Source organism: Bacillus sp. FSL R5-0443, from assembly GCF_038608285.1.
In the GTDB taxonomy this organism is placed as follows: domain Bacteria; phylum Bacillota; class Bacilli; order Bacillales; family Bacillaceae; genus Bacillus; species Bacillus velezensis.
This window is the reverse complement of the sequence record NZ_CP152013.1, coordinates 297,024-317,449: the sequence shown is the minus strand read 5'-3', so window position 1 is coordinate 317,449 and position 20,426 is coordinate 297,024. Positions and strand designations below refer to the sequence as shown.

19 protein-coding genes are annotated in these 20,426 nt (G+C 47.4%); 5 read left to right on the top strand and 14 right to left on the bottom strand.

The genetic code is table 11. The annotated features are described in order from the left end of the window. Positions 1-153 precede the first annotated feature (153 nt). From putP to NYE28_RS01700, 7 genes are all read right to left on the bottom strand, one after another. Positions 154-1,608, bottom strand: a complete 1,455-nt coding sequence (gene putP / locus NYE28_RS01730) for a sodium/proline symporter PutP (RefSeq protein WP_015239118.1) — start codon at positions 1,606-1,608, stop codon at positions 154-156. Positions 1,609-1,699: 91 nt separating this feature from the next. Then, positions 1,700-3,247: an L-glutamate gamma-semialdehyde dehydrogenase gene (gene pruA, locus NYE28_RS01725; protein ID WP_011996302.1), complete on the bottom strand. Its 1,548-nt coding sequence runs from the start codon at positions 3,245-3,247 to the stop codon at positions 1,700-1,702. 17 nt (positions 3,248-3,264) lie between these two features. Further along, a complete protein-coding gene (locus NYE28_RS01720) occupies positions 3,265-4,176 on the bottom strand; it encodes a proline dehydrogenase (protein ID WP_087920787.1) in 912 nt (303 codons plus the stop codon). Between the two features lie 187 nt (positions 4,177-4,363). Beyond that, entirely contained in the window at positions 4,364-5,149 is a 786-nt protein-coding gene (locus NYE28_RS01715) for a nucleotidyltransferase domain-containing protein (protein ID WP_011996301.1), read from the bottom strand. A gap of 65 nt (positions 5,150-5,214) precedes the next feature. After that, entirely contained in the window at positions 5,215-6,171 is a 957-nt protein-coding gene (gene cah / locus NYE28_RS01710) for a cephalosporin C deacetylase (RefSeq protein WP_025284201.1), read from the bottom strand. A gap of 140 nt (positions 6,172-6,311) precedes the next feature. After that, positions 6,312-6,872 carry a shikimate kinase gene (locus tag NYE28_RS01705; RefSeq protein ID WP_003156609.1) on the bottom strand — a complete coding sequence of 187 codons (561 nt, stop codon included), beginning with the start codon at positions 6,870-6,872 and terminating at the stop codon, positions 6,312-6,314. Between the two features lie 125 nt (positions 6,873-6,997). Further along, positions 6,998-8,308 carry an MFS transporter gene (locus tag NYE28_RS01700; protein ID WP_342490267.1) on the bottom strand — a complete coding sequence of 437 codons (1,311 nt, stop codon included), beginning with the start codon at positions 8,306-8,308 and terminating at the stop codon, positions 6,998-7,000. 218 nt (positions 8,309-8,526) lie between these two features. On the opposite strand from NYE28_RS01700, the gene NYE28_RS01695 reads away from it, so the two are divergent. From NYE28_RS01695 to NYE28_RS01685, 3 genes are all read left to right on the top strand, one after another. Then, a complete protein-coding gene (locus NYE28_RS01695; protein ID WP_342490266.1) occupies positions 8,527-9,315 on the top strand; it encodes a sugar phosphate isomerase/epimerase family protein in 789 nt (262 codons plus the stop codon). Between the two features lie 54 nt (positions 9,316-9,369). Next, positions 9,370-9,963: a tunicamycin resistance ATP-binding TmrB gene (tmrB, locus tag NYE28_RS01690; protein WP_059366537.1), complete on the top strand. Its 594-nt coding sequence runs from the start codon at positions 9,370-9,372 to the stop codon at positions 9,961-9,963. 165 nt (positions 9,964-10,128) lie between these two features. Further along, positions 10,129-10,413: an antimicrobial peptide LCI gene (locus tag NYE28_RS01685; protein ID WP_011996297.1), complete on the top strand. Its 285-nt coding sequence runs from the start codon at positions 10,129-10,131 to the stop codon at positions 10,411-10,413. Between the two features lie 50 nt (positions 10,414-10,463). On the opposite strand, the gene nadE is transcribed toward NYE28_RS01685, so the two are convergent. Together nadE and NYE28_RS01675 are read right to left on the bottom strand one after the other, a co-directional pair. Then, positions 10,464-11,282 carry an ammonia-dependent NAD(+) synthetase gene (gene nadE, locus NYE28_RS01680; protein ID WP_007409061.1) on the bottom strand — a complete coding sequence of 273 codons (819 nt, stop codon included), beginning with the start codon at positions 11,280-11,282 and terminating at the stop codon, positions 10,464-10,466. Positions 11,283-11,416: 134 nt separating this feature from the next. Then, positions 11,417-12,013: a DUF1989 domain-containing protein gene (locus NYE28_RS01675; RefSeq protein ID WP_011996295.1), complete on the bottom strand. Its 597-nt coding sequence runs from the start codon at positions 12,011-12,013 to the stop codon at positions 11,417-11,419. Between the two features lie 124 nt (positions 12,014-12,137). Between NYE28_RS01675 and NYE28_RS01670 the strand changes: the two genes are divergently transcribed. Further along, positions 12,138-13,466 carry an amino acid permease gene (locus NYE28_RS01670; protein WP_007409059.1) on the top strand — a complete coding sequence of 443 codons (1,329 nt, stop codon included), beginning with the start codon at positions 12,138-12,140 and terminating at the stop codon, positions 13,464-13,466. Position 13,467: 1 nt separating this feature from the next. Here the strand turns inward: NYE28_RS01670 and NYE28_RS01665 are convergent, their stop codons facing one another. The 3 genes from NYE28_RS01665 to NYE28_RS01655 form a co-directional block, all read right to left on the bottom strand. After that, the gene (locus NYE28_RS01665; protein ID WP_038456905.1) at positions 13,468-14,229 is read right to left on the bottom strand and encodes a YqcI/YcgG family protein; all 762 of its coding nucleotides are present in this window, start codon (positions 14,227-14,229) and stop codon (positions 13,468-13,470) included. A 67-nt stretch (positions 14,230-14,296) separates the two neighbouring features. Further along, positions 14,297-14,926, bottom strand: a complete 630-nt coding sequence (locus NYE28_RS01660; RefSeq protein ID WP_015239111.1) for a LysE family translocator — start codon at positions 14,924-14,926, stop codon at positions 14,297-14,299. A gap of 63 nt (positions 14,927-14,989) precedes the next feature. Further along, positions 14,990-15,451 (bottom strand): MarR family transcriptional regulator, encoded by a 462-nt coding sequence (locus tag NYE28_RS01655; RefSeq protein WP_003156626.1) that lies wholly within the window; start codon positions 15,449-15,451, stop codon positions 14,990-14,992. Positions 15,452-15,564: 113 nt separating this feature from the next. Between NYE28_RS01655 and NYE28_RS01650 the strand changes: the two genes are divergently transcribed. Beyond that, a complete protein-coding gene (locus NYE28_RS01650; protein WP_003156627.1) occupies positions 15,565-17,097 on the top strand; it encodes an MDR family MFS transporter in 1,533 nt (510 codons plus the stop codon). Between the two features lie 41 nt (positions 17,098-17,138). On the opposite strand, the gene NYE28_RS01645 is transcribed toward NYE28_RS01650, so the two are convergent. Both NYE28_RS01645 and NYE28_RS01640 read right to left on the bottom strand, forming a co-directional pair. Further along, on the bottom strand, positions 17,139-18,092 hold the full coding sequence (locus tag NYE28_RS01645) for an L-lactate dehydrogenase (protein ID WP_014416851.1): 954 nt from the start codon (positions 18,090-18,092) through the stop codon (positions 17,139-17,141). A gap of 270 nt (positions 18,093-18,362) precedes the next feature. Next, the gene (locus NYE28_RS01640; protein WP_342490265.1) at positions 18,363-20,342 is read right to left on the bottom strand and encodes a starch-binding protein; all 1,980 of its coding nucleotides are present in this window, start codon (positions 20,340-20,342) and stop codon (positions 18,363-18,365) included. Positions 20,343-20,426: the final 84 nt, after the last annotated feature.

Genomic DNA, 20,426 nt, shown 5'->3' with positions numbered 1-20,426 from the left:
ATTTCTCCTATGCTCTTTTTATCTTTATCATACTCTGCGGGGTGACTTTTTGTATAGAAAAAAATTCACATAATCCCAAAACGGCATGATCCGGAATTCTGTATCGTGAAAAGAGGAAAAAGGGCGGTCCCTTCTTCCTCTCGTTCCTTGCTTTTATTGAGAAAGTGTATCACGGTACTCATGAAACTGATCTGTGACATCTTTTGACGGAGCCTGTGTCAATAAGCTGACGACAAATACAGCGGCAAGGCTTACAGCAAAGCCCGGAATGATTTCGTACAAAAAGTCTGAAAGACCGGCATTCGCCCAAATGATTACGGTAATCGCTCCCGCAATCATGCCGGCGAGTGCCCCCCATTTCGTCATCCGTTTCCAAAATAAACTGAGCAGTACGACCGGCCCGAATGAAGCGCCGAATCCCGCCCATGCATAGCTGACAAGACCAAGTATCGTGTTGTTTTTCTCCCAGGCGAGCACCAAAGCGATGATTGACACCGCAAGCACTGCCATTCTCCCCAGAAATACGAGTTCCTTATCAGAAGCTGAACGCCTGAACATGGACTTATACAAGTCCTCCACTAAAGAACTGGACGTAACGAGCAGCTGAGACGAAATCGTACTCATAATGGCCGCTAAAATCGCAGAAATGAGAAATCCCGTAATAATCGGGTGGAACAGAATGTTGCCGAGCTGAATAAAAATGGTTTCCGGATCAGCCAGCTTCAGTCCGTTCTGGTGGTAATACGCGATTCCCGCAAGACCCGTAAACAGCGCGCCTAGTGCAGACAAAATCATCCATCCCATTCCGATCCGTCTGGCGCGTTTGATTTCTTTCACAGACGTGATCGCCATAAAGCGCACAATAATATGCGGCTGCCCGAAATAGCCGAGCCCCCACGCAAATAAAGAAATAATGCCAAGGACGGTCGTCCCTTTGAACATGTTAAACAGTTCCGGGTTGACGGAACGGATATCGGCAACGGTTTCCCCCGGGCCGCCCGTATGGAAAATCGTCACAATCGGCACAAGAATAAGCGCCACAAACATAATGATCCCTTGAACAAAGTCCGTCCAGCTTACCGCCAAAAAGCCCCCGAACAAGGTGTAGGCGACAACGACGCCTGTCACGACCCACAGTCCCGTGTGGTAATTCAACCCTAAAATGCTGTTGAATAAGACACCTCCGGATACCATGCCGGATGATACGTAAAATGTGAAAAAGACGAGAATGACAAGACCCGAAAACAGTCTGAGAAGCTTCGTATGATCACCGAAACGGTTTTCAAGGAAACCCGGAATGGTGATGGAATTCCCCGCTTTTTCGGTATACGTTCTCAGTCTCGGCGCCACGAAAAGCCAGTTCGCCCACGCCCCGAGCACAAGCCCGAGCACAATCCAAGCGCCGCTTAATCCTGTCGAGAACATAGCACCCGGAAGCCCCATCAAGAGCCATCCGCTCATATCCGCCGCTCCCGCGCTGAGCGCTGTGACGGCAGGGCCTAAAGAACGCCCCCCGAGCATGTAATCCGTCAGATTTGACGTCCGTCTGTAGGCGAAATAACCGATAAACAGCATACCCGCCATATAAATACAAATGGAAATAATCAACTGAATGTTTGCTATGGCATTTCCTCCTCCGCTTTATATGTTTATGGTGAAATGGACACCCCCCGCGAGGAGGATGCCCATTCAGTCCCTCTTAAAACATTTCACTGATTGTTTTCGCCTGCATGTGGAGGGCCAAATAATCCGGACCGCCCGCTTTTGAATCAGTGCCGGACATTTTGAAGCCTCCGAACGGATGGTAGCCGACAATCGCTCCCGTACAATTGCGGTTGAAGTACAGGTTGCCGACATGGAATTCCTGTTTCGCCCGTTCAATATGTTTGCGGTTATTTGTAATGACCGCGCCTGTCAAACCGTATTCAGTATTGTTGGCCACTTCCAGCGCTTCATCAAAGTTTGATACTTTAGAAAACGCCACGACAGGCCCGAAAATTTCTTCCTGCATGAGTCTTGCTTTCGGATCAAGGTCAGCGAAGATCGTCGGCTTGATAAAGTAGCCTTTTGAATCATCTCCGGTGCCGCCGCTTACTAAACGGCCTTCTTCTTTTCCGATTTCAATGTAGCTCATGATCTTGTCGTAAGAACCTTGGTCGATGACAGGCCCCATATAAACATCTGCACTGTCAGGTTTAGCAGTTACTTTTGATTCCGTAATTTCAATGACACGCTCTAATACTTGATCATACACTTTTTCATGGACAACTGCACGTGAACCTGCAGAACATTTTTGTCCCGCGAAGCCGAATGCTGATGTAAAGATGGATTGAGCCGCCAATTCAATGTCCGCATCTTCGTCAACGACAACCGTATCTTTACCGCCCATTTCTGCAATGACGCGTTTCAGATGCTGTTGGCCCGGCTGCACTTTCGCCGCGCGTTCGAAAATTCTCGTACCGACTTCACGTGATCCTGTAAATGTGATAAGGCTTGTTTTCGGATGGTCAACAAGATAATCGCCTACTTCTGCTCCGCTTCCCGGCACAAAGTTGACTACGCCTTTTGGCAATCCGGACTCTTCAAGCACCTCAACAAATTTTGCTGCAATAACAGGTGTAGCACTCGCAGGTTTTAGAACCACTGTGTTTCCAGTAACGATCGGCGCCACTGTTGTTCCTGCCATGATCGCAAACAAGAAGTTCCACGGCGGAATAACAACTGTCACTCCAGTCGGCGTGTACACATATTGGTTTTTCTCGCCCTCACGGCTGTTGACCGGTTTGCCTTTTGCCAGTTCGATCATTTGGCGTGCATAATACTCCATGAAGTCAATCGCTTCAGCCGTATCTGCATCAGCTTCGTTCCAAGGTTTTCCCGCTTCCTTGACGAGCAGGGCGGAGAATTCGTGCTTTCTGCGGCGGACTTTGGCAGCTGCGCGGAACAAAACGGCCGCTCTTTCTTCAGGGGATGTGTATCTCCACTCTTCGAACGCTTTCGCAGCAGCTTCAATCGCTTGCTCAGCGTGCTCCTGGGACGCCTTTGACACTTTTCCGACGACTTCTTCTTTATCAGCCGGATTGATTGAAACGATTTTCGCTTCCGTCTCTACCTTTTCACCGTTGATGACGAGCGGATAATCTTTTCCCAGATACTCATTTACCGTCGCAAGCGCTTTCTTAAATTCTTCAACGTTCGATTGATCTTGGAAATTCGTGAATGGTTCGTGTTTATAAGGTGTAGTCATTGTCATCTCTCCCTTTTTTACTTCTTAGTCATTCCTTTAAAGGCGAATGCGATGTTTGAGGGGCGTTCAGCGAGCCGTCTCATGAAATAGCCGTACCAGTCATCCCCGTAAGGCAGGTAGACTCTCATGCGGTATCCTTCTTCCACCAGGCTGAGCTGGGTTTGCGAGCGCATGCCGTACAGCATCTGAAACTCAAAACGGTCGTTTGGAATGCCGTGCTCTTTGGCAAGCTGTTTTGTAAACTCGATCATTTTGTCATCATGCGTGGCAACTGCCGTATAATGTCCTTTTAAAAGCTGTTTGCGGATGAGTCTTTTATAATTTTCATCGACGTCGCTTTTTTCAGGATAGGCCACCTTTTCCGATTCTTTATAGGCCCCTTTGACAAGCCGCAGAAACGGATTCAGCGGGCTGAGGTCATCAAGATCCTTCTCCGTTCTGTACAGATAGGCCTGCACCACGGTGCTTACATATTCATACCGGCTTCGGAAGTCTTTAAAGATATCCAGCGTCTTCTGGCATCTCGTTTCATCTTCCATGTCAATCGTCACCATGACTTTATGTTTTTCAGCCGTCTGGAGGATTTTCGTCATATTTTCATAGACGAGATCGAGATCTATATCAAGACCTAAAGACGTCATTTTTAATGACACTTGGGAATTCAGCTGTTCATCAGCGATTAAGGCGATGGTCTGCATGCACTCCTCGGTGCGTTCTTTCGCGACATCACCGCTGTTGACAAATTCCCCCAAATGATCGACAGTAACTGACAGCCCCTGGCTGTTCAAATGTCGGATTGTCGGGATAGAACTGCGGAAATCCATTCCTCCGATGATTTTGCCGGCTGCCACACGGCTTCCCCAGCTTCGCGCCATCTTATTGAGAAAGCTGCTCTTGGATAAAAATAAGAAAAAATCTCTTGTAATCACTTCCAACCTTAACACCCCGCAATCTAAGAAGTATTTGTATGAGTCTATTGTAAATGGACAAAACATCCTCTCACAATATTCTAAAAATACAAAGATTCTGATAAATTTTTGTGGTTTTACCACAATCAGCTTCTTAGATAGCAGGCGGATTATGCCGAAAAAAGGCGGACGGAAATGACGGCAATCGTCAATTTCCGCCTTTTTCCCCCCACGCCTCTTCGACGGTCTGAATCAATAGCCGATTCAGTTCCTCCGTTATGTCAGGTTTCGGCGTTTTGATCGTTTTGACATAGTGCCCGATGCGTTCTATTTCTTCTTCTATAAATGCATGAATGATCGTATTTCTGGGTTCCGGAGCCAGCTCCTGACCGCTTTTTTTCCTTGTAAGCAGTGTATTGATTTCAGAAATGAGCGCTTCATCCGTCAATAAGGCATCGGCCAGTACGGGAAATGACATCGGCGGTACGGAGCCGAACGTTTCAATCCATCTGCAGGCAAGGAGAGGACGCAGAACATAAAAATACTTTTTAATCTTCACTTCACTGCCCCGCAATTCCGTTTTTTCATTCCGTTTTGCCATATTGAGATAATGATAGATGCCGGCTTCAGGCGAAAAGGCGCGGATTTTCAGTTTTCGAAGCTTTTCAGCCGCTGAGAAAGCTTCATAATAGATCATCTCAGAAGAGAGCCATTCCAAAAGAGGCGGATTTGATTTTTTAAAAAGCCGCAGTGCTTTTCTCAGTTCCCAGCCGCTGATGTCAAGCATGTCATGAATCGGCTCTTCTATGACATCCCTATGCGGTTCGATCGAAAAGTACCATTCTTTTTTCGGCACATAGAGAAACCGCACATCGTAGTCGCTGTCGCTTGACGGAAACCCCCATGCGCGGCTCCCTGATTCTACGGCGTAAAGCACCTTGACGCCGTGCTGTGCTTCAATTCGTTTTAATTCTTCGATGATCCTTTGTTTCATCTGTATCCGTCCTTTTCCGTGATCATTCCTGAAAAAAGCCCAAGTACTTGGGCTTTTCGCTGTCGTCAGCCTTTCAGATGCGCTTTCAGAAAGGCCAGCTTTTCCGTATGGAAAGAAGGTATGTATTCATGTCCGAAATACCGGTAAACCTTCAATTCTTTTTCCGTTTCCAGATGATTGTACGCGGCAAATACCGTCGACGGCGGGGTCACACGGTCAATCAACCCGATGGACATGAGCACCGGAACTTTTACGCGGTCCGCCAGATTCATGATATCAAAATAGGCCAGTGTATTCATCGCGGCCTTCTCCGTTTCGGGGCTGCCGTTCTTTCTGAAAAAGGAGTTAATCTCAAGATACGGCTCATCAAGAGCGACATCAATGGCCCGCTCAAAATTGCTTAAATAAGGATAATCGGCCGCAACCGCTCTCGGAATGTCAGATAGTGCCGCCGCGGCGATTGAAAGTCCGCCTCCCTGGCTCCCGCCGATGACGGCGATCCTCGTTTCATCCACTTCATCAAAGCCGCTGATGACTTCCAAAGCCCGGACGGCGTCTAAGTACACGCCGCGGTAATAATATGTATCTTTATCTAAAATCCCTTTCGTCATCCAGCCGGGAACGTGTCCGTGCGGTGAGACGCTTGTATCTGTGCTGCTGTGCTGGCCGCGGACAAGCATGCCGAACGCGGCATATCCGTGAAGCGCCCAATTTACGATGTCATGTATATCCCCGTCATAGCTCGCGTTATAGCCGTGATATTTCACGATGGCCGGATGCGGTCCTTGCCGGTCGGGAACGGCGTACCATCCCTCAATTTCCGCCTTGCCGAAGCTTCGGTATGTCAGCCGGAATACTTTCACGCCGTCAGCCGGGTAGCTTTCAGCCGTCAATTCAGGCTTTGCCTCTTCCTTTGCAAGCTCATGTAATGATGATGCCCAAAAATCCGAAAAGTCATGAGGAGCGGTTTTATTTGGTTTATAGGTTTGCAGTTGGTCGAGCGGCAAGTCGTATAATTGCATATCCGATTATTCTCCTTTGTTTTATAAGATTTAATTTTCTGACTCTATCTTAACACGATTTTACACTCATTTTCTAAACATTTTAATAAACGTTTGTTTAAAAACAAAAAAGCCGTGCGCTCACAGCGTCACGGCTCTTTTTACATCGGCTGATACAGGTCCCAGCCGATTTTTAACGTTTCTACGATATAATCGGCGATTTCTTCTGGTTCCAGATTATCCGTCGCCACTTTTGAATTATGTTTATCATAGATGCTTTGGCGCTCGTTAAAGAGCTGCTGCATTTCATCCATGGAACGGTTATGCAGAACGGGACGGCTTTCAATCAGCAGGTCAGCCCGCTGCTTCCAATTCTCCCATGATAAATCAAGATGGAGCACGAGGCAGTTTTCAAGGCAGCACTGTCTGATTTCCTCTTGTTTAAACGAACCGCCCCCAAGCGACACGATCTTGAATTTCGTATTGCGGCAGATATCTAATATATAGTCCTTTTCAGTCTGACGGAAAAAGGCTTCACCTTTTTTCTCAAACATTTCAGGGATGGACATATTGAAATCTTTCTCAATCTGCAGATCAATATCAATGAAGTCTCTGTATAGTTTCTTAGCGACCAGCTGGCCGATTGTTGTCTTTCCGACACCCATGAATCCGATCAGTACGATATTTCTTTCTCTTACGGGAATGGCACGTTTTGCGTTCATCTTCGGCGAAATCCTCCTAAGAAATGAAAAAGTTATGTTTATTATATGATAACTCAATATTGAAATATAGAGATAATGCAATGAAAGAAAACCCATCCTTTATAAGAAGAGATGAGTTTTTCTTTCTATCGGAGCGTAATGCGTTCCACCTTTCCGACAATGAAAATATAAGAAAATGCCCCGATAAATGCGACAGCGCCGACAAACAGAATCGCTCCGTTATAAGAACCGGTCGCAGAAACGATAAACCCGATGATAAGCGGGGTGATAATACCGGCCATATTGGCGAAAAAGCTAAAGACGCCCCCTGCCAATCCGATTGTTTCGCTTGGCGCGACCTCACTCAGCATCGTCCAGGATATGTTGGACATGCCCTGCGCAAAAGAAGCAATGGATAAGATCGTCAAAACCGCGGGAGCAGAATCCGTAACATTCGCGAGCACGATGGAGCCTGTCAGCAGAAGACCGAGGATGACGGGCGTTTTCCGGGCAACGTTCACCGACACCCCCCGTTTCATCATGCCGTCAGACCAATACCCGCCGAACAATACGCCGAAAAAGGCGGCGATATACGGAATTGATGCGGCGAAGCCGACTTTTAAGAAAGCCATGTGCTTTGCCTCCGCCAGATAAGTCGGAAACCATGTCAAAAAGAAGAACAGCGTGGAGGCTACGGCGAATTGGCCGATATACAATCCGACAAGCTTGCGGTATTTTAGAAGCTGGACGAAATCCGCCCACGATATCCTGCCGGCTGCATCAGACACCTCAGTCAGTCCGCCGCCTTCTTTAATATAATCAAGCTCCTCACGATTCACTTTCCGATACCCGTTCGGCTCGTGATACATTTTAAACCAGAAAATGGAGAAAATAATTCCGAGCACCCCTGAGGAAATAAATACGGCGCGCCAGTCAAATGCCGTTAACACCCAGAATAAAACCGGTGTGGCAAACGCCAGCCCGACATATTCCCCCGCCGTATAAACACCCGTCGCAAAGGCGCGTTCCCGCCTTGGAAACCATGTCGTGACAATCCGGTTGTTTGCCGGAAACGCCGGCGATTCAGCTATCCCGATGAGCAGGCGGCAGCCGAATAGAAACCCGAAACTTGCCGCAAAAGCTTGTACTCCGGTAAAAACCGACCACACAAATAAAGAAATTCCGTATGTCCGTTTTGACCCGAATTTATCCAAAATGAGCCCGCCTGGAATCTGCATCCCCGTATAGGTCCAGCTGAACGCAGAAAAAACGATGCCCAAAAGCGCGGGGCTTAGGTTCAGCGAATGTTGAATGGATGGGCCGACAATAGATACACTGGCTCGGTCTATATAATTAATCGCAGTGATAAAAAACAAAAGAACCAATATCACATAACGAGCGCGAGTCGGTTTATTGCGGGCGGGACTGAAGGCCCTCAGCTCCGTTTCTTTTTTCAATGGCTTCTCCCCCTTACTCGAATGAAATTAATTGTACAACACTTCGGTTAATTATTTAATACTTTGACGCAAAAAAGCGTTAAACAATTTGTGTGCCGCACTGACCTGATGCAGACACACCCCGCTTATAAAAAAGTGTCTGCCCTTTTCACCTGTTTATCCGTATCGCACCCGGGGAAAAAGTACACATATGATAGACAGTTACGGGAGGATTACCGATGAAACTGAGTTTTTGCACGACAGGATTTAAGAAAGAGCATATTTTTGACATCATTTCTTTCGCGAAGGAGCACTCCTTTGAGGGAATCGAACTGTGGTACGGACACGCTAAAAAATATATAGAGGAAATCGGCCCGCTCGACAAGCTTTATCAGCAGCTTCAGGAAGAAGGCATCGGGGTGCCTGCCGTCAGTTTGTACACTGACTTCGCCACTCAGGATGAAAGGCAGGCGTTAAAGGATGTTCAAAGGGCATTAAGCGCGGCACGACAGCTGCACAGTCCCTTGATCAGAGTCTTTGCCGGCAATCTTCCTTCGCACCGGACGTCACCGGAAAAGTGGCAACGTGCGGTTGATCAATTTCAGCAGGCGGCACGGCTCGCAGATGACTATGAAGTCGATATCGGGCTTGAGATTCATTACGATACGTACGCGGATACACCGGAGGCGGCGCTGGCATTTTTGGAGGATGTCGGACATCCGCGGGTCCGCACCATTTTTGACGGCTCCAACCTACACGTCAATCACGTTGACCAAATGTCCGCTTTGGAAAAACTGTATCATACCGTCAGCCACATTCATCTGAAAAACTATCACTGGAATTTTGACAACTGGTATCTCAGCAAGCCAACTCCGATTTTTCAAGGAGATCTCGATCAAAAAGCATTTTTAAAAGAGCTGATGAACAGACAATATGACGGTTTTGTTTCTCTTGAGTATTTTGGGGAACATGCCTTTACGCATATAAAGGAATCGCTCCGCGAATATACGTCTGTTTTTTCCCGCTGACTCTTCGATCGAAGGGTCTTTTTTTGTATCATATAGAAAAAGGGGGATATCATGATGATCATTTGGATAAATGGGGCTTTCGGTTCCGGAAAAACACAAACAGCGTTTGAACTGCACAGAAGACTGAAACCGTCTTACATATATGATCCTGAAAAGATGGGGTTTGCGATGCGTTCGATGATACCGCCGGATATCGCTGAAGATGACTTTCAAAGCTACCCTCTGTGGCGGGAATTCAATTACAGCATGCTTTCCTATTTGTCAGATACATATCAGGGCATCATCATTGTGCCCATGACCATTACGAACGATCAATACTTCCATGACATTATCAGCAGGCTGAGACAGGATGGCCGGACCATTCACCACTTTACCCTGCTGGCTTCAAAGGAAACATTGCTGAAACGCCTGCGCACCAGAGCGGAAGGAAAAAACTCCTGGGCCGCAAAACAAATCGACCGCTGCATCAACAGCCTGTCTGATAGCCTCTTCACAGAACATCTCCATACAGACCAAATGTCTATTCAGCAGGTCGCAGAAACGATCGCTGCCCAAGCAAATCTGCCTCTTGAGCCTGATTTGAGAGGCAGCCTTCGAAGATTCAACGACAGATTGATGGTGAAGCTGAATCATATCCGTATCAAATAAAAAAACGTTTTGAAAACATGTCCCTGATCCATGCAAATGGATCAATAAATAAAAAGCCCCTCTGAAGGTTAAGAAAAAAATTTTAGAAATACAGAAGGAATTTTATGGATAATAATCTAATTATTAACACTGTAACACATTTCATTTGAAAAGGGAGTGCTCGAAATGAAATTCAAAAAAGTGTTAACCGGTTCTGCGCTGTCTCTTGCCTTACTGATGTCTGCCGCTCCTGCCTTTGCCGCATCACCAACAGCATCCGCATCCGCGGAAAATAGCCCAATCTCAACGAAAGCAGATGCCGGCATTAATGCCATCAAACTCGTTCAAAGCCCTAACGGCAACTTCGCTGCTTCTTTCGTTTTAGATGGAACAACGTGGATTTTCAAAAGCAAATACTATGACAGCAGCAAAGGGTATTGGGTAGGGATTTATGAAAGTGTAGATAAATAAAAATGAGATAAACAAAAAACCTCCCTTTCAAAAGGGAGGTTTTTTTCATTCTATTTCCACCAATCATCAAACATTGATGCCGGCACCTGGCGCTTATGCTCCGTACTGAGATAGCGTTTTTCCAGCGCCTCAATCACTTCGGAAGAAACGTCCTTGCCTTCTAAATAATCATCAATGTCATTGTATGTGATGCCGAGTTCGGTCTCATCAGTCTGCTGCGGTTTTTCATCAAGCAGATCGGCCGTCGGTAATTTCAAATACAGGCGTTCCGGCGCGCCGAGCTCTTCTAATAAACGTCTGCCCTGGCGTTTCGTTAATCCGGTCAGCGGCAGCAGATCAGCTCCGCCGTCACCGTATTTCGTGAAGAAACCGGTCACCGCCTCGGCCGCATGGTCGGTTCCGATGACAAGCAGCCCCTCTTGTCCGCCGATGGCATATTGAGCGATCATTCTCATTCTGGCCTTTACATTTCCTTTGTTAAAGTCAGACAGCTGATCGCCCGTGTCTTTTTTATACTGATCAGCGAACGCGCTGACAGCGGACTTAATATCAAATGTCCATGATTTATCAGGTTTAATGAATTTGAGCGCCAATTGGGCGTCATCCTCATCCTGCTGTGTGCCGTGCGGAAGGCGGACGGCGATAAATTCAGCGTTTCCGCCTTCTTCTCTGATGCTTTCAGCCGCCAATTGGGCGAGGCGTCCCGCAAGCGTGGAATCCTGCCCCCCGCTGATGCCGAGCACAAAGCCTTTGGCACCTGTTTTTTTCAAATATTGTTTCAGAAAGTTCACTCTGTCCTCAATTTCTTGTTTCGGATCAATTGAGGGCTTTACATGGAGATCATTCATAATTTGTTTCTGGATGCTCATCCCAATCACTCCTCCTGCATTGTTTCTTTATGATCCATTTCCCGTTCATGCTGAAAATGAATCATGCCACTATGTACGACTCTCTGTTAAATATAGCACAGGTGCAGATTTTAAGTGAATCAAATACACCGGGATCAGCTGATTTCCACCCGCAGCGCCGTGATGCTGTCTCCGTTGCATTTTCCTTTTTCAATCGGACAGGATGAAAACGCGACGACGAGATCCATTTCCGCACGGAGCCGTACATAATCACCCGCGTCAGAAAGAGGCGTTTCGACTGATAAGTTCCCCTTCTCATCGAGCACCGTGTTCATAAAGATGGCAAATGGGTAATGCATATGCGGCCGCGGCACCCCGAACGGTTCAAGCGCCCCGCTCATATTGTCATAGCACGTATCCTGGAGCTCGTCTTTATGCTTTCCGTATAAAAGCCTGTTCATATCCGGACGGCAGGCGGGAAGCAGCAGGTCATGCTTGCCGACTGTATCCTCAATCAGCGTCAGCATCGGCTTGTATAAATTCGAATAAATATGATCACCCGTTTTTACATGAATGGACTGGTTGGCATCAATCGTCGCGCCCTGATCAAGATGTTCATAGAAGTCCTTGGCATGATACGCCGTGAAGTCAGCCACCTGCTGTCCTTCCACATCGACTACTTTTATAATCTGCCCTTTGTGAACCTTCAGGCCGAGCCCTTTTTTCGGCGGTACAATAAATTGCTGTGTCATCAGACTGCTCCTTTTTTTCTTCTATTATGAACTTCGGCCGTTTGTTTCATGTAAAGCAATTTATTGGATGTATATTCCCCTTCTGACGGCCGCAATCTAAGCTTTGATAAAGGGGTTGAACTTCATGGGTAAATCACAGGACCAGCCTAAAGGAAATCTCGCTTGGTGGCAGCTCTCCTTAATCGGCGTCGGCTGCACAATCGGGACGGGCTTTTTTCTCGGGTCCAGCATCGCTATTGTCAAAAGCGGATATTCCGCGCTGATCTCATTTCTTATTGCCGGGCTTGGCACCTATTTTGTCTTTGAGCAGCTCGCGAAGCTTTCGGCCAAACAGCCCGAAAAGGGGTCTTTTTGCGCTTATGCGAGAAAGGCTTTCGGCACTTGGGCCGGTTTCAGCAACGGATGGGTGTACTGGTCGTCCGAGATGCTGATCACGGGAAGCCAGCTGACAGCGATCTCGCTGTTTACGAAGCATTGGTTTCCGAATGTGCCGCTGTGGATTTTCGCCTCCATCTATGCGGTGCTCGGTCTTTTGATTATATTTACGGGGCTGTCCGTTTTTCAAAAAACGGAAAATGTGCTCGCTGTTGTCAAGACAGCGGCGATTTTTATGTTTATCGTGATCGCCATATTGGCGCTGTGCGGTATATTTTCTCATAAACCGGATGTGCAGGTGCCGAACGAATCTAAGGATTTGTTCCCGCACGGAGCGATGGGGTTATGGACGGGACTGATTTATGCGTTTTACGCCTTCGGAGGAATTGAAGTCTTGGGGCTGATGACCGTGCATTTAAAAAAGCCGGAGGAAGCCTCAAAATCAGGCCGGCTGATGCTTGCCGTTCTTGCGGTGATTTACGTCATTTCTCTCGGCCTGGCGCTGCTGTTAGTGCCGCTGGGCAAATTCACCGAACAGGACAGCCCGTTTATTACATCGCTGAAGGGTTTTCATTTAGATATCATTCTTGATATTTTTAACGGGATTTTTATTATTGCGGGATTTTCCACGCTCGTCGCCTCGCTGTTTGCCGTGACGACATTGCTTTGTACGATGGCCGATGACGGGGATGCGCCGAAATGCTTCAGATTAAAGGAAAACAAAAAAATCTGCTGGCCTGCGCTAGGATTGACGTTTGCCGGACTCATCGTCTCCATCATCCTGTCATTGGTGCTGCCGAAAAATATATATGAACACATGACAACCGCGGCGGGCCTGATGCTTCTTTATACGTGGCTGTTCATTTTGTTCTCGGGCAAGAAACTGCTTGAAACGACAAAGATGGGAACCGTTCAGATTGTTATCGCCCTTGTGCTGATTGTCGCGGCCGTCTCCGGGACGCTGTTTGAGAAATCGAGCCGGCCCGGTTTTCTGGTCAGCCTTTGTTTTCTCGCCGTCATTGCGATCGTGACATGGATCGTACAAAAAAAGCAGGGACACAGCCCTGCCGGATCATAGCTTATTTCGTCGGTTTAAACAGTCTCTTCAAATAAGAAAAGGGACACTTTGACACTTGCGTCTCATCATCACGGAGGAAATATTGCTTCCATTCTAAATTGTCTTTTCCTCCGTACCACCCCAATCGGGGATGAAGAGGGGCTTCATCATACGCCTCTAAGCGTTTTCTGATCAGCCGGCTCATGTTTCGTCCGAACGCGGTTGAATCATTTAATCCTTCGAAAACCCATCTCGGCTGAAACGCCAGCATAAAAAACGGGAAGCTTCTGCTTTGTCTCGCTTCATGCGCAGGCGTCGCGCATAGAATAAAATACGGCTCGCCGTCAAAGCAGAACTCCCATTTATAATGTTCAGGGTCCTCCGGTATGTCTTCCGGCCAGTCTTTCGGGTCGCAGCCGCTCAGCCGGTTTAAAAAAGACCAGAACAGTTCTTCATACGCCTCAACGGAATAATGCTCAGCTAAATCCTCAGGCGTATCAAAAATCACAAGCAGCGACGCGTATTTTCCGGTATTCCTTGAGATCTTTCCGTACTCGGACAGCAGCATCCCCACTTCCTCCGGGGTTCCCTCTTCGCGGGGATCACCCGCAAAGGATATCCGGAGCTGATCTGTCAAAAATCCCTGACGTCCCGGAATGCACGGAAACGCGTCCGCTTTATCACCTACTTTTTCTGATAGAAGCTCAAAAGCGACTCTCTGCCAATTTGGCAGATCCAACAACTTTTCCTCAAGGCAACTTTTTGTGTACAGCTCGCTTGCCATCAGCCCACCTCCAGTATCGTCAGGATACGTTATGATGGAGACAGGCGATGGGTGACAGTCCTTCTATTTATGAGATGAGCATTTGAATCCCCTGCCAGCCGAAATAAAATCCGAAAACGATCAAAGACACACCCGCCGCTCCCGTCAGCCAGCGGAGCGCTTTTTCATGAAGGAGATTTCTGAAAGTGCTCGCGGCGACCGCCATGCAGAAATCCCAGATCAAAATGCCGAGAAGAATGCCGGAGCTGTAAATCAAAAGCTGATTTGTATCGAAGGATTCAGCGGTTTTAGCGAGGATGCTGCCGTATATGCCGAGCCAGAATAAAATGCTCAGCGGATTGGAAAGAGAAATAAAAAATCCCGCGCCGAATGTTTTGTAAAAAGCCGGTTTTCCTTTTCCGCTTCTGACATTCATGGCTTCCCTTATATTTTTTAGCGTTTCGACTCCCGTATAGGTCAGCACGAAAAAACCGAAGAGCCACAAAAACGTTTTTACAAAAGGAGCGGTCAAAAATTGAGACAGCCCGAAATAGATCAGAATCATATACAGCCCGTCCGCGGCCATGGCGCCAAGACCGAAAATCCATGCATGCCAAAAGCCGTTTTTGATGCCTTTGTCAATTTGCGCCGCATTGACCGGTCCGACAGGTGCTGACAATGACAGCCCGAGAACGATGTAGCTTAAAAAGATGTTCATTGGCTTCCCCCTCATTCATGCAACTTGTACAAGTTATTCATGAATGGGCCGCGCTATGATATATTATTTTAATTTCTCAAGCTCGTCTTCCATCATGTCCGTCGCTTTTCCTAAAAAATCGAATATCAGCCGCAGTTCTTCTTCTTTATATTGCCGGCAAAGGCTGATCGTAGACTGGGATAAGGAGCTGAACAATTGCTTCACATTCGCCTTTCCGGCTGTCAGCGGCACGATGATCACCCGCCGTTTGTCTTCCGGGTCTTTTTTCCTCATGACATATCCCGCTTTTTCGAGCCGGTCAATGAGCGCCGTTACCGAACCTGTGCTGAGGCCGGTTTTTTTTCCCAGCTCGCCTGCGGTCATCGGGCCTGCTTCATTTAAGATATCAGCTGATTTCAAATCGGTCGGAAACAGACCGAGAGATTGAGCGGCCGCTTGATGAAACAGGATCGTCCTTGTGGCCATCTTCCGGAATAACTGTATCGCGGTTTCCTCCGTCTCGCTTCTGGTATTTCTTGTTGACAACTGACAGGCCTCCCTATAAAATCAATTTATCTTGACGATCAAGATAATTTTCGGCAAATCTAATATGATCATAGCAAATTTAATGATCAAAAGTAAGTATGGGAGGAAAAAGCATGGAACAAACAGCCGCGAAGGACGCCTCGACAAAGTTTGTCGTCATCGGTCTTTTGCTGGGCATTTTAATGTCGGCTATGGATAATACAATCGTTGCCACTGCGATGGGAAATATCGTGGCGGACCTCGGAAGTTTCGATAAGTTCGCGTGGGTGACGGCATCATACATGGTAGCCGTTATGGCCGGTATGCCGATTTACGGAAAACTGTCCGATATGTACGGACGCAAACGTTTCTTTTTATTCGGTCTTATTCTTTTCTTAATCGGATCCGCGTTATGCGGAATCGCCCAGACAATGGATCAGCTCATTATTTACCGCGTCATTCAGGGAATCGGCGGAGGCGCGCTGATGCCGATCGCCTTCACGATCATTTTTGATTTATTTCCGCCGGAAAAACGCGGAAAAATGTCGGGCATGTTCGGTGCCGTTTTCGGCCTGTCCAGCGTTCTCGGGCCGCTTTTAGGCGCGCTCATTACCGACTCCATCAGCTGGCACTGGGTGTTTTACATCAACGTGCCGATCGGTATTTTATCATTGTTTTTCATTCTTCGTTATTATAAAGAATCCCTTGAACACAAGAAGCAGAAAATCGACTGGGCCGGCGCAATCACGCTGGTGGTTTCCATTGTCGGTCTGATGTTCGCTCTTGAGCTCGGCGGAAAAACGTATGATTGGAACTCCGTGCAGATCATCGGTCTGTTCGCTGTGTTCGCCGTGTTCTTTATCGCCTTTTTTATTGTGGAAAGAAAAGCGGAAGAACCGATTATCTCATTTTGGATGTTTAAAAACCGTTTATTTGCTACGGCACAGATTCTGGCGTTCCTTTACGGAGCCACGTTCGTCATTTTAGCGGTGTTTATCCCGATCTTCGTTCAGGCTGTGTACGGAAGCACCGCGACAAGCGCGGGCTTTATTTTGACGCCGATGATGATCGGTTCTGTTATCGGAAGTATGATCGGCGGAATTTTCCAGACGAAAGTGCGGTTCCGCAATTTAATGCTGATTTCCGTGGTCGCTTTCTTTATCGGAATGCTGCTGCTTTCCAATATGACACCGGATACGGCGCGTACGATGCTGACGGTATTCATGCTGATCTCAGGATTCGGCGTCGGCTTCAACTTCTCACTGCTGCCGGCCGCGTCCATGAACGATCTGGAGCCGCGTTACCGCGGAAGCGCCAACTCAACAAACTCGTTTTTGAGATCATTCGGTATGACGCTCGGTGTGACGATTTTCGGAACCATCCAGACGAATGTGTTTACCAATAAGCTCACAGATTCATTCAGCGGCATGAAAGGAGCGGGCGGCGCGATGCAGAACATCGGAAATCCGCAGGAGATTTTCCAGGCCGGCACGCGCGCCCATATTCCGCCGCACATTCTGGATCGCATTATTGACGCCATGTCGCAAAGCATCACATATGTATTTACGCTTGCGCTGGCGCCGATCGTCATTGCGGCCGTTACCATTTTGTTTATGGGAAAAGCGAGAGTAAAAACCTCTCAGGAAATGGCGAAAAAAGCGAATTAAAAAAAGCAGTACATGGCGTTTGTCATGTACTGCTTTTTTGTTTACTCTGCGAAATGCGGAGCGAGAATATCTTTCAGCACGTTTGCGCTGCGGCTGAATTGAGCCTGTTCTGTTTCATTCAGCTCAAGTTCCGTCACACCTGCGATGCCGTTCCGATTGACGACGGCCGGAACGCCGATAAAGACGTCGTTTACACCGTATTGGCCGTCCAGATATGTGCTGACGGTTAAAATGCTGTTTTCATTACGCAAAATCGCTTTTGTGATGCGGGCGAGGCTCATCGCCACTCCGTAATATGTCGCGCCTTTTTTCTCGATAATATGGTAGGCCGCATTTTTCACATCGTCAACGATCTGATCCAGCTCGTCCTGTTTGTAAGCTGCATTTTTCTCCAGCAATTGCTGCACCGGCACTCCGCCGATATTGGCGTGACTCCATACAGGAAGCTCGGTATCGCCGTGCTCGCCGATAATGTGGGCGTGTACGTTTTGCGGAGCGGCTCCGAAGTATTCGCTCAGCATATAACGGAATCGCGCAGAATCCAGTGTCGTGCCGCTTCCGATGACGCGTTCTTTCGGCAGCCCGCTGAATGTCCATGTCGCATAAGTGAGAATGTCGACCGGGTTTGTGGCAACGAGGAAGATGCCGTCAAATCCGCTTGCCATTACTTCACCGACAATGCTTTTAAAAATGGCGAGATTTTTTTCGACCAGCTCAAGTCTCGTTTCACCCGGTTTTTGATTGGCTCCTGCACAGATGCACACGATATCGGCATCCTTACAATCCTCATATGTGCCGTAAGACGTTTTGACCGGATGAGGCGCAAATGCCTTTCCGTGATTTAAATCCATGACATCTCCCATGGCTTTTTCTCTATTTACATCAATGATCACAAGCTCATCTGTGATCCCTTGGTTAATTAACGCAAATGCATAACTGCTTCCAACAAAACCTGCTCCGATTAATGCTACTTTGTTCACTCGTTCGTTCATCATGTATGCTCATCCTCCAGTGTTTCGTGGTGTCTGTTTTTATCTTGTGAAGCATTTCACATTTATATTGTGCAACACTTCACAAACTTTTGCAAGAGAAAAGTTTGATTTTTGGACAAAAAAATATCGGTGATGGTTTCCAGAATGATGACAGCATCCTAAAACGGAACCGTTTTAGGATGCTGTCATCTTTTCAGCGTGATTGAAGACGCGCTGTCCCTTTCCCAGAAGCGGGGGTTTGCCGGCACGCTGATGTGATGATGGCCCTATCCATTAATGCGGAAGATAACCATTCAAACCGGAGTTGTTATACAAACCATTCTGCACATAATCAAAGCCGGGCTGGTTCTGTCCGGGCACTTGGGCGCTGCCATTGTTAAAAATCACTTTGGCGTTGGCCGTATCCGCATTCGCAGGCAGCGTCAGCGTGTACATTCCATCTGCATTCTTAGTCATGGCTTTCCCCGGCCACGATCCGGTTAATTCTATGGCCCTGCCTCCATCATGTTTGTAAATATAAGCATTTACCTGGCCCCAATGGTCCGGGTTTTGATAGCCAATGATGTTGGTTTGGGACGGGTCTTTTTTGACAAATGTGTATTCTTGGGTTCTCGCTGCACCCTCGCCGTTCGTTCCGGTTAATTTGATGTTGTAAGTCGTGCCGATTGGATCTCCTTTCCCGATCGTTAGTCGGTCTCCATCCTTAAATGCTGTCTGCTGCCCATTATTGATTTGGTAAACGGCTTTTGTTGTTTTCGCATTTGCACGCAGGGTGACCGTCAGCTGATCATTGAAAGAATGGACTGCCCCCGTTTGGTAATTCTCAAGAAAGACATGAGGCGCATTTCCAATGTCGTCAGGATAAAGAACAGCCGCCGATCTGGCATTGATCTTACCTGTCAGTTTGCCGTTCGCTACTTGAAATGAACCGGCGCCGGCCCTATTATCATACCTGCCGTCAGGTAATTTCGCTGAAGTATTGATGGTGACAGAAGACGATCCTGCATTTGCCAGCACAACGCCTTTTGAGCCGCGCTGATTCATAAATATTTGATTGTTCCCATTCGGATTCGAGAGTTCCTCAGGCTGCCCGGCCATTACATTGTGAAATTGATTGACCGCAGTGATCGCCTGATCTTTAAATAAGGCGCTCCCGCGATCTCCTATTTGACTTTTTCCGGGAAATCTTACACCATTTCCTCCGCCCTCAGGTCTGGAAAAGAAAAGAGGCGTGCTTCCTGAGCGGGAACCAATCACTGCCCAGCCTAAACGAATATCGTCATCACTCATCCATGTGGACTCTTCATCATCATTGGCATACGTATCATGTGATTCCACCCATGTGACTAACTTGTCCGCAGACACGTCAGATGCATAACGGGAGATATTCGACACACTCAGATTACGGTTCTTTAAAGCGGATCTGATGGAATGCCCGTAGTTAGAAGCCGTCACATTCATATAATTCGCATAAGCAGTATCTCTGGACGCGCTGTCTTGCAGGATTTCTCCGTATTGGAACTCCGCCGATGTATTTGTGATATTCGGCCAAAATTGGCTGCCGTAATTCCCATCATCCGGAAGCTCTATATGCTTGGCGGCATCATAGCGGAACCCGTCTGCTCCGTCATTCAATGCTCTTTCCAAGAAACGTTTCAGATAGGCCTGCACCTCAGTATTCTGTGTATTCCAATCATATAGCCCAAGCAATGAATTTTGAGTGACGTCCCATCGATCCGACCAATTTTTAATTTGTGTGTTTCCATGGGTCCAGTTTGGAATACGCTTAATCTCGTCAGAAATCGCGCCATAATCGCTGGTAGTATGATTGATAACCGCATCGACAATGACTTTTACGCCATACTTTTCCGCGGCTGCACACATGTCCTTAAATTCTTGTTCAGTGCCTAAGTAACGGTTGCCGATTTGGTACGATGTCGGCTGATACAGCCAGTACCAGTTCCTCATGCTTTTATCTCCTTGGTTCCCTTCCTTTACTTGGTTAATCGGAGACGTCTGAATGGCTGCATAGCCCGCATCACGAATATCTTTCATATTTTGTGTTAACGTATTGAACGACCAATTCCATGCATGAAGGATGGTCCCGTTTTTGACCGATGACGCGGTCACCTTATTCGATTTGTTTGCAGTTTCAGCGTTTGCAGCCGCCGGGCCTGACAAAACCAAATGAAACAGCAATAAAAATCCGGCGAATAACGGCAGTAAAGAGGTTTTGAATCGTTTTTCAAACATTTTTGACACTCCTTATTTCATTTTTGAAGACTGACTGCGGAGTCAAAAATTCCTCTTACTCTTTCTTCAGCTCCTTTCAACTGT

Excerpts from the sequence above, each read along its gene's own strand:
- pruA (WP_011996302.1), bottom strand. The coding sequence starts at position 3,247 with ATGACTACACCTTATAAACACGAACCATTCACGAATTTCCAAGATCAA.
- NYE28_RS01715 (WP_011996301.1), bottom strand. The coding sequence starts at position 5,149 with ATGAAACAAAGGATCATCGAAGAATTAAAACGAATTGAAGCACAGCAC.
- cah (WP_025284201.1), bottom strand. The coding sequence starts at position 6,171 with ATGCAATTATACGACTTGCCGCTCGACCAACTGCAAACCTATAAACCA.
- NYE28_RS01705 (WP_003156609.1), bottom strand. The coding sequence starts at position 6,872 with ATGAACGCAAAACGTGCCATTCCCGTAAGAGAAAGAAATATCGTACTG.
- NYE28_RS01695 (WP_342490266.1), top strand. The coding sequence starts at position 8,527 with ATGAAACTGAGTTTTTGCACGACAGGATTTAAGAAAGAGCATATTTTT.
- tmrB (WP_059366537.1), top strand. The coding sequence starts at position 9,370 with ATGATCATTTGGATAAATGGGGCTTTCGGTTCCGGAAAAACACAAACA.
- NYE28_RS01685 (WP_011996297.1), top strand. The coding sequence starts at position 10,129 with ATGAAATTCAAAAAAGTGTTAACCGGTTCTGCGCTGTCTCTTGCCTTA.
- nadE (WP_007409061.1), bottom strand. The coding sequence starts at position 11,282 with ATGAGCATCCAGAAACAAATTATGAATGATCTCCATGTAAAGCCCTCA.
- NYE28_RS01675 (WP_011996295.1), bottom strand. The coding sequence starts at position 12,013 with ATGACACAGCAATTTATTGTACCGCCGAAAAAAGGGCTCGGCCTGAAG.
- NYE28_RS01670 (WP_007409059.1), top strand. The coding sequence starts at position 12,138 with ATGGGTAAATCACAGGACCAGCCTAAAGGAAATCTCGCTTGGTGGCAG.
- NYE28_RS01665 (WP_038456905.1), bottom strand. The coding sequence starts at position 14,229 with ATGGCAAGCGAGCTGTACACAAAAAGTTGCCTTGAGGAAAAGTTGTTG.
- NYE28_RS01660 (WP_015239111.1), bottom strand. The coding sequence starts at position 14,926 with ATGAACATCTTTTTAAGCTACATCGTTCTCGGGCTGTCATTGTCAGCA.
- NYE28_RS01650 (WP_003156627.1), top strand. The coding sequence starts at position 15,565 with ATGGAACAAACAGCCGCGAAGGACGCCTCGACAAAGTTTGTCGTCATC.
- NYE28_RS01645 (WP_014416851.1), bottom strand. The coding sequence starts at position 18,092 with ATGATGAACGAACGAGTGAACAAAGTAGCATTAATCGGAGCAGGTTTT.
- NYE28_RS01640 (WP_342490265.1), bottom strand. The coding sequence starts at position 20,342 with ATGTTTGAAAAACGATTCAAAACCTCTTTACTGCCGTTATTCGCCGGA.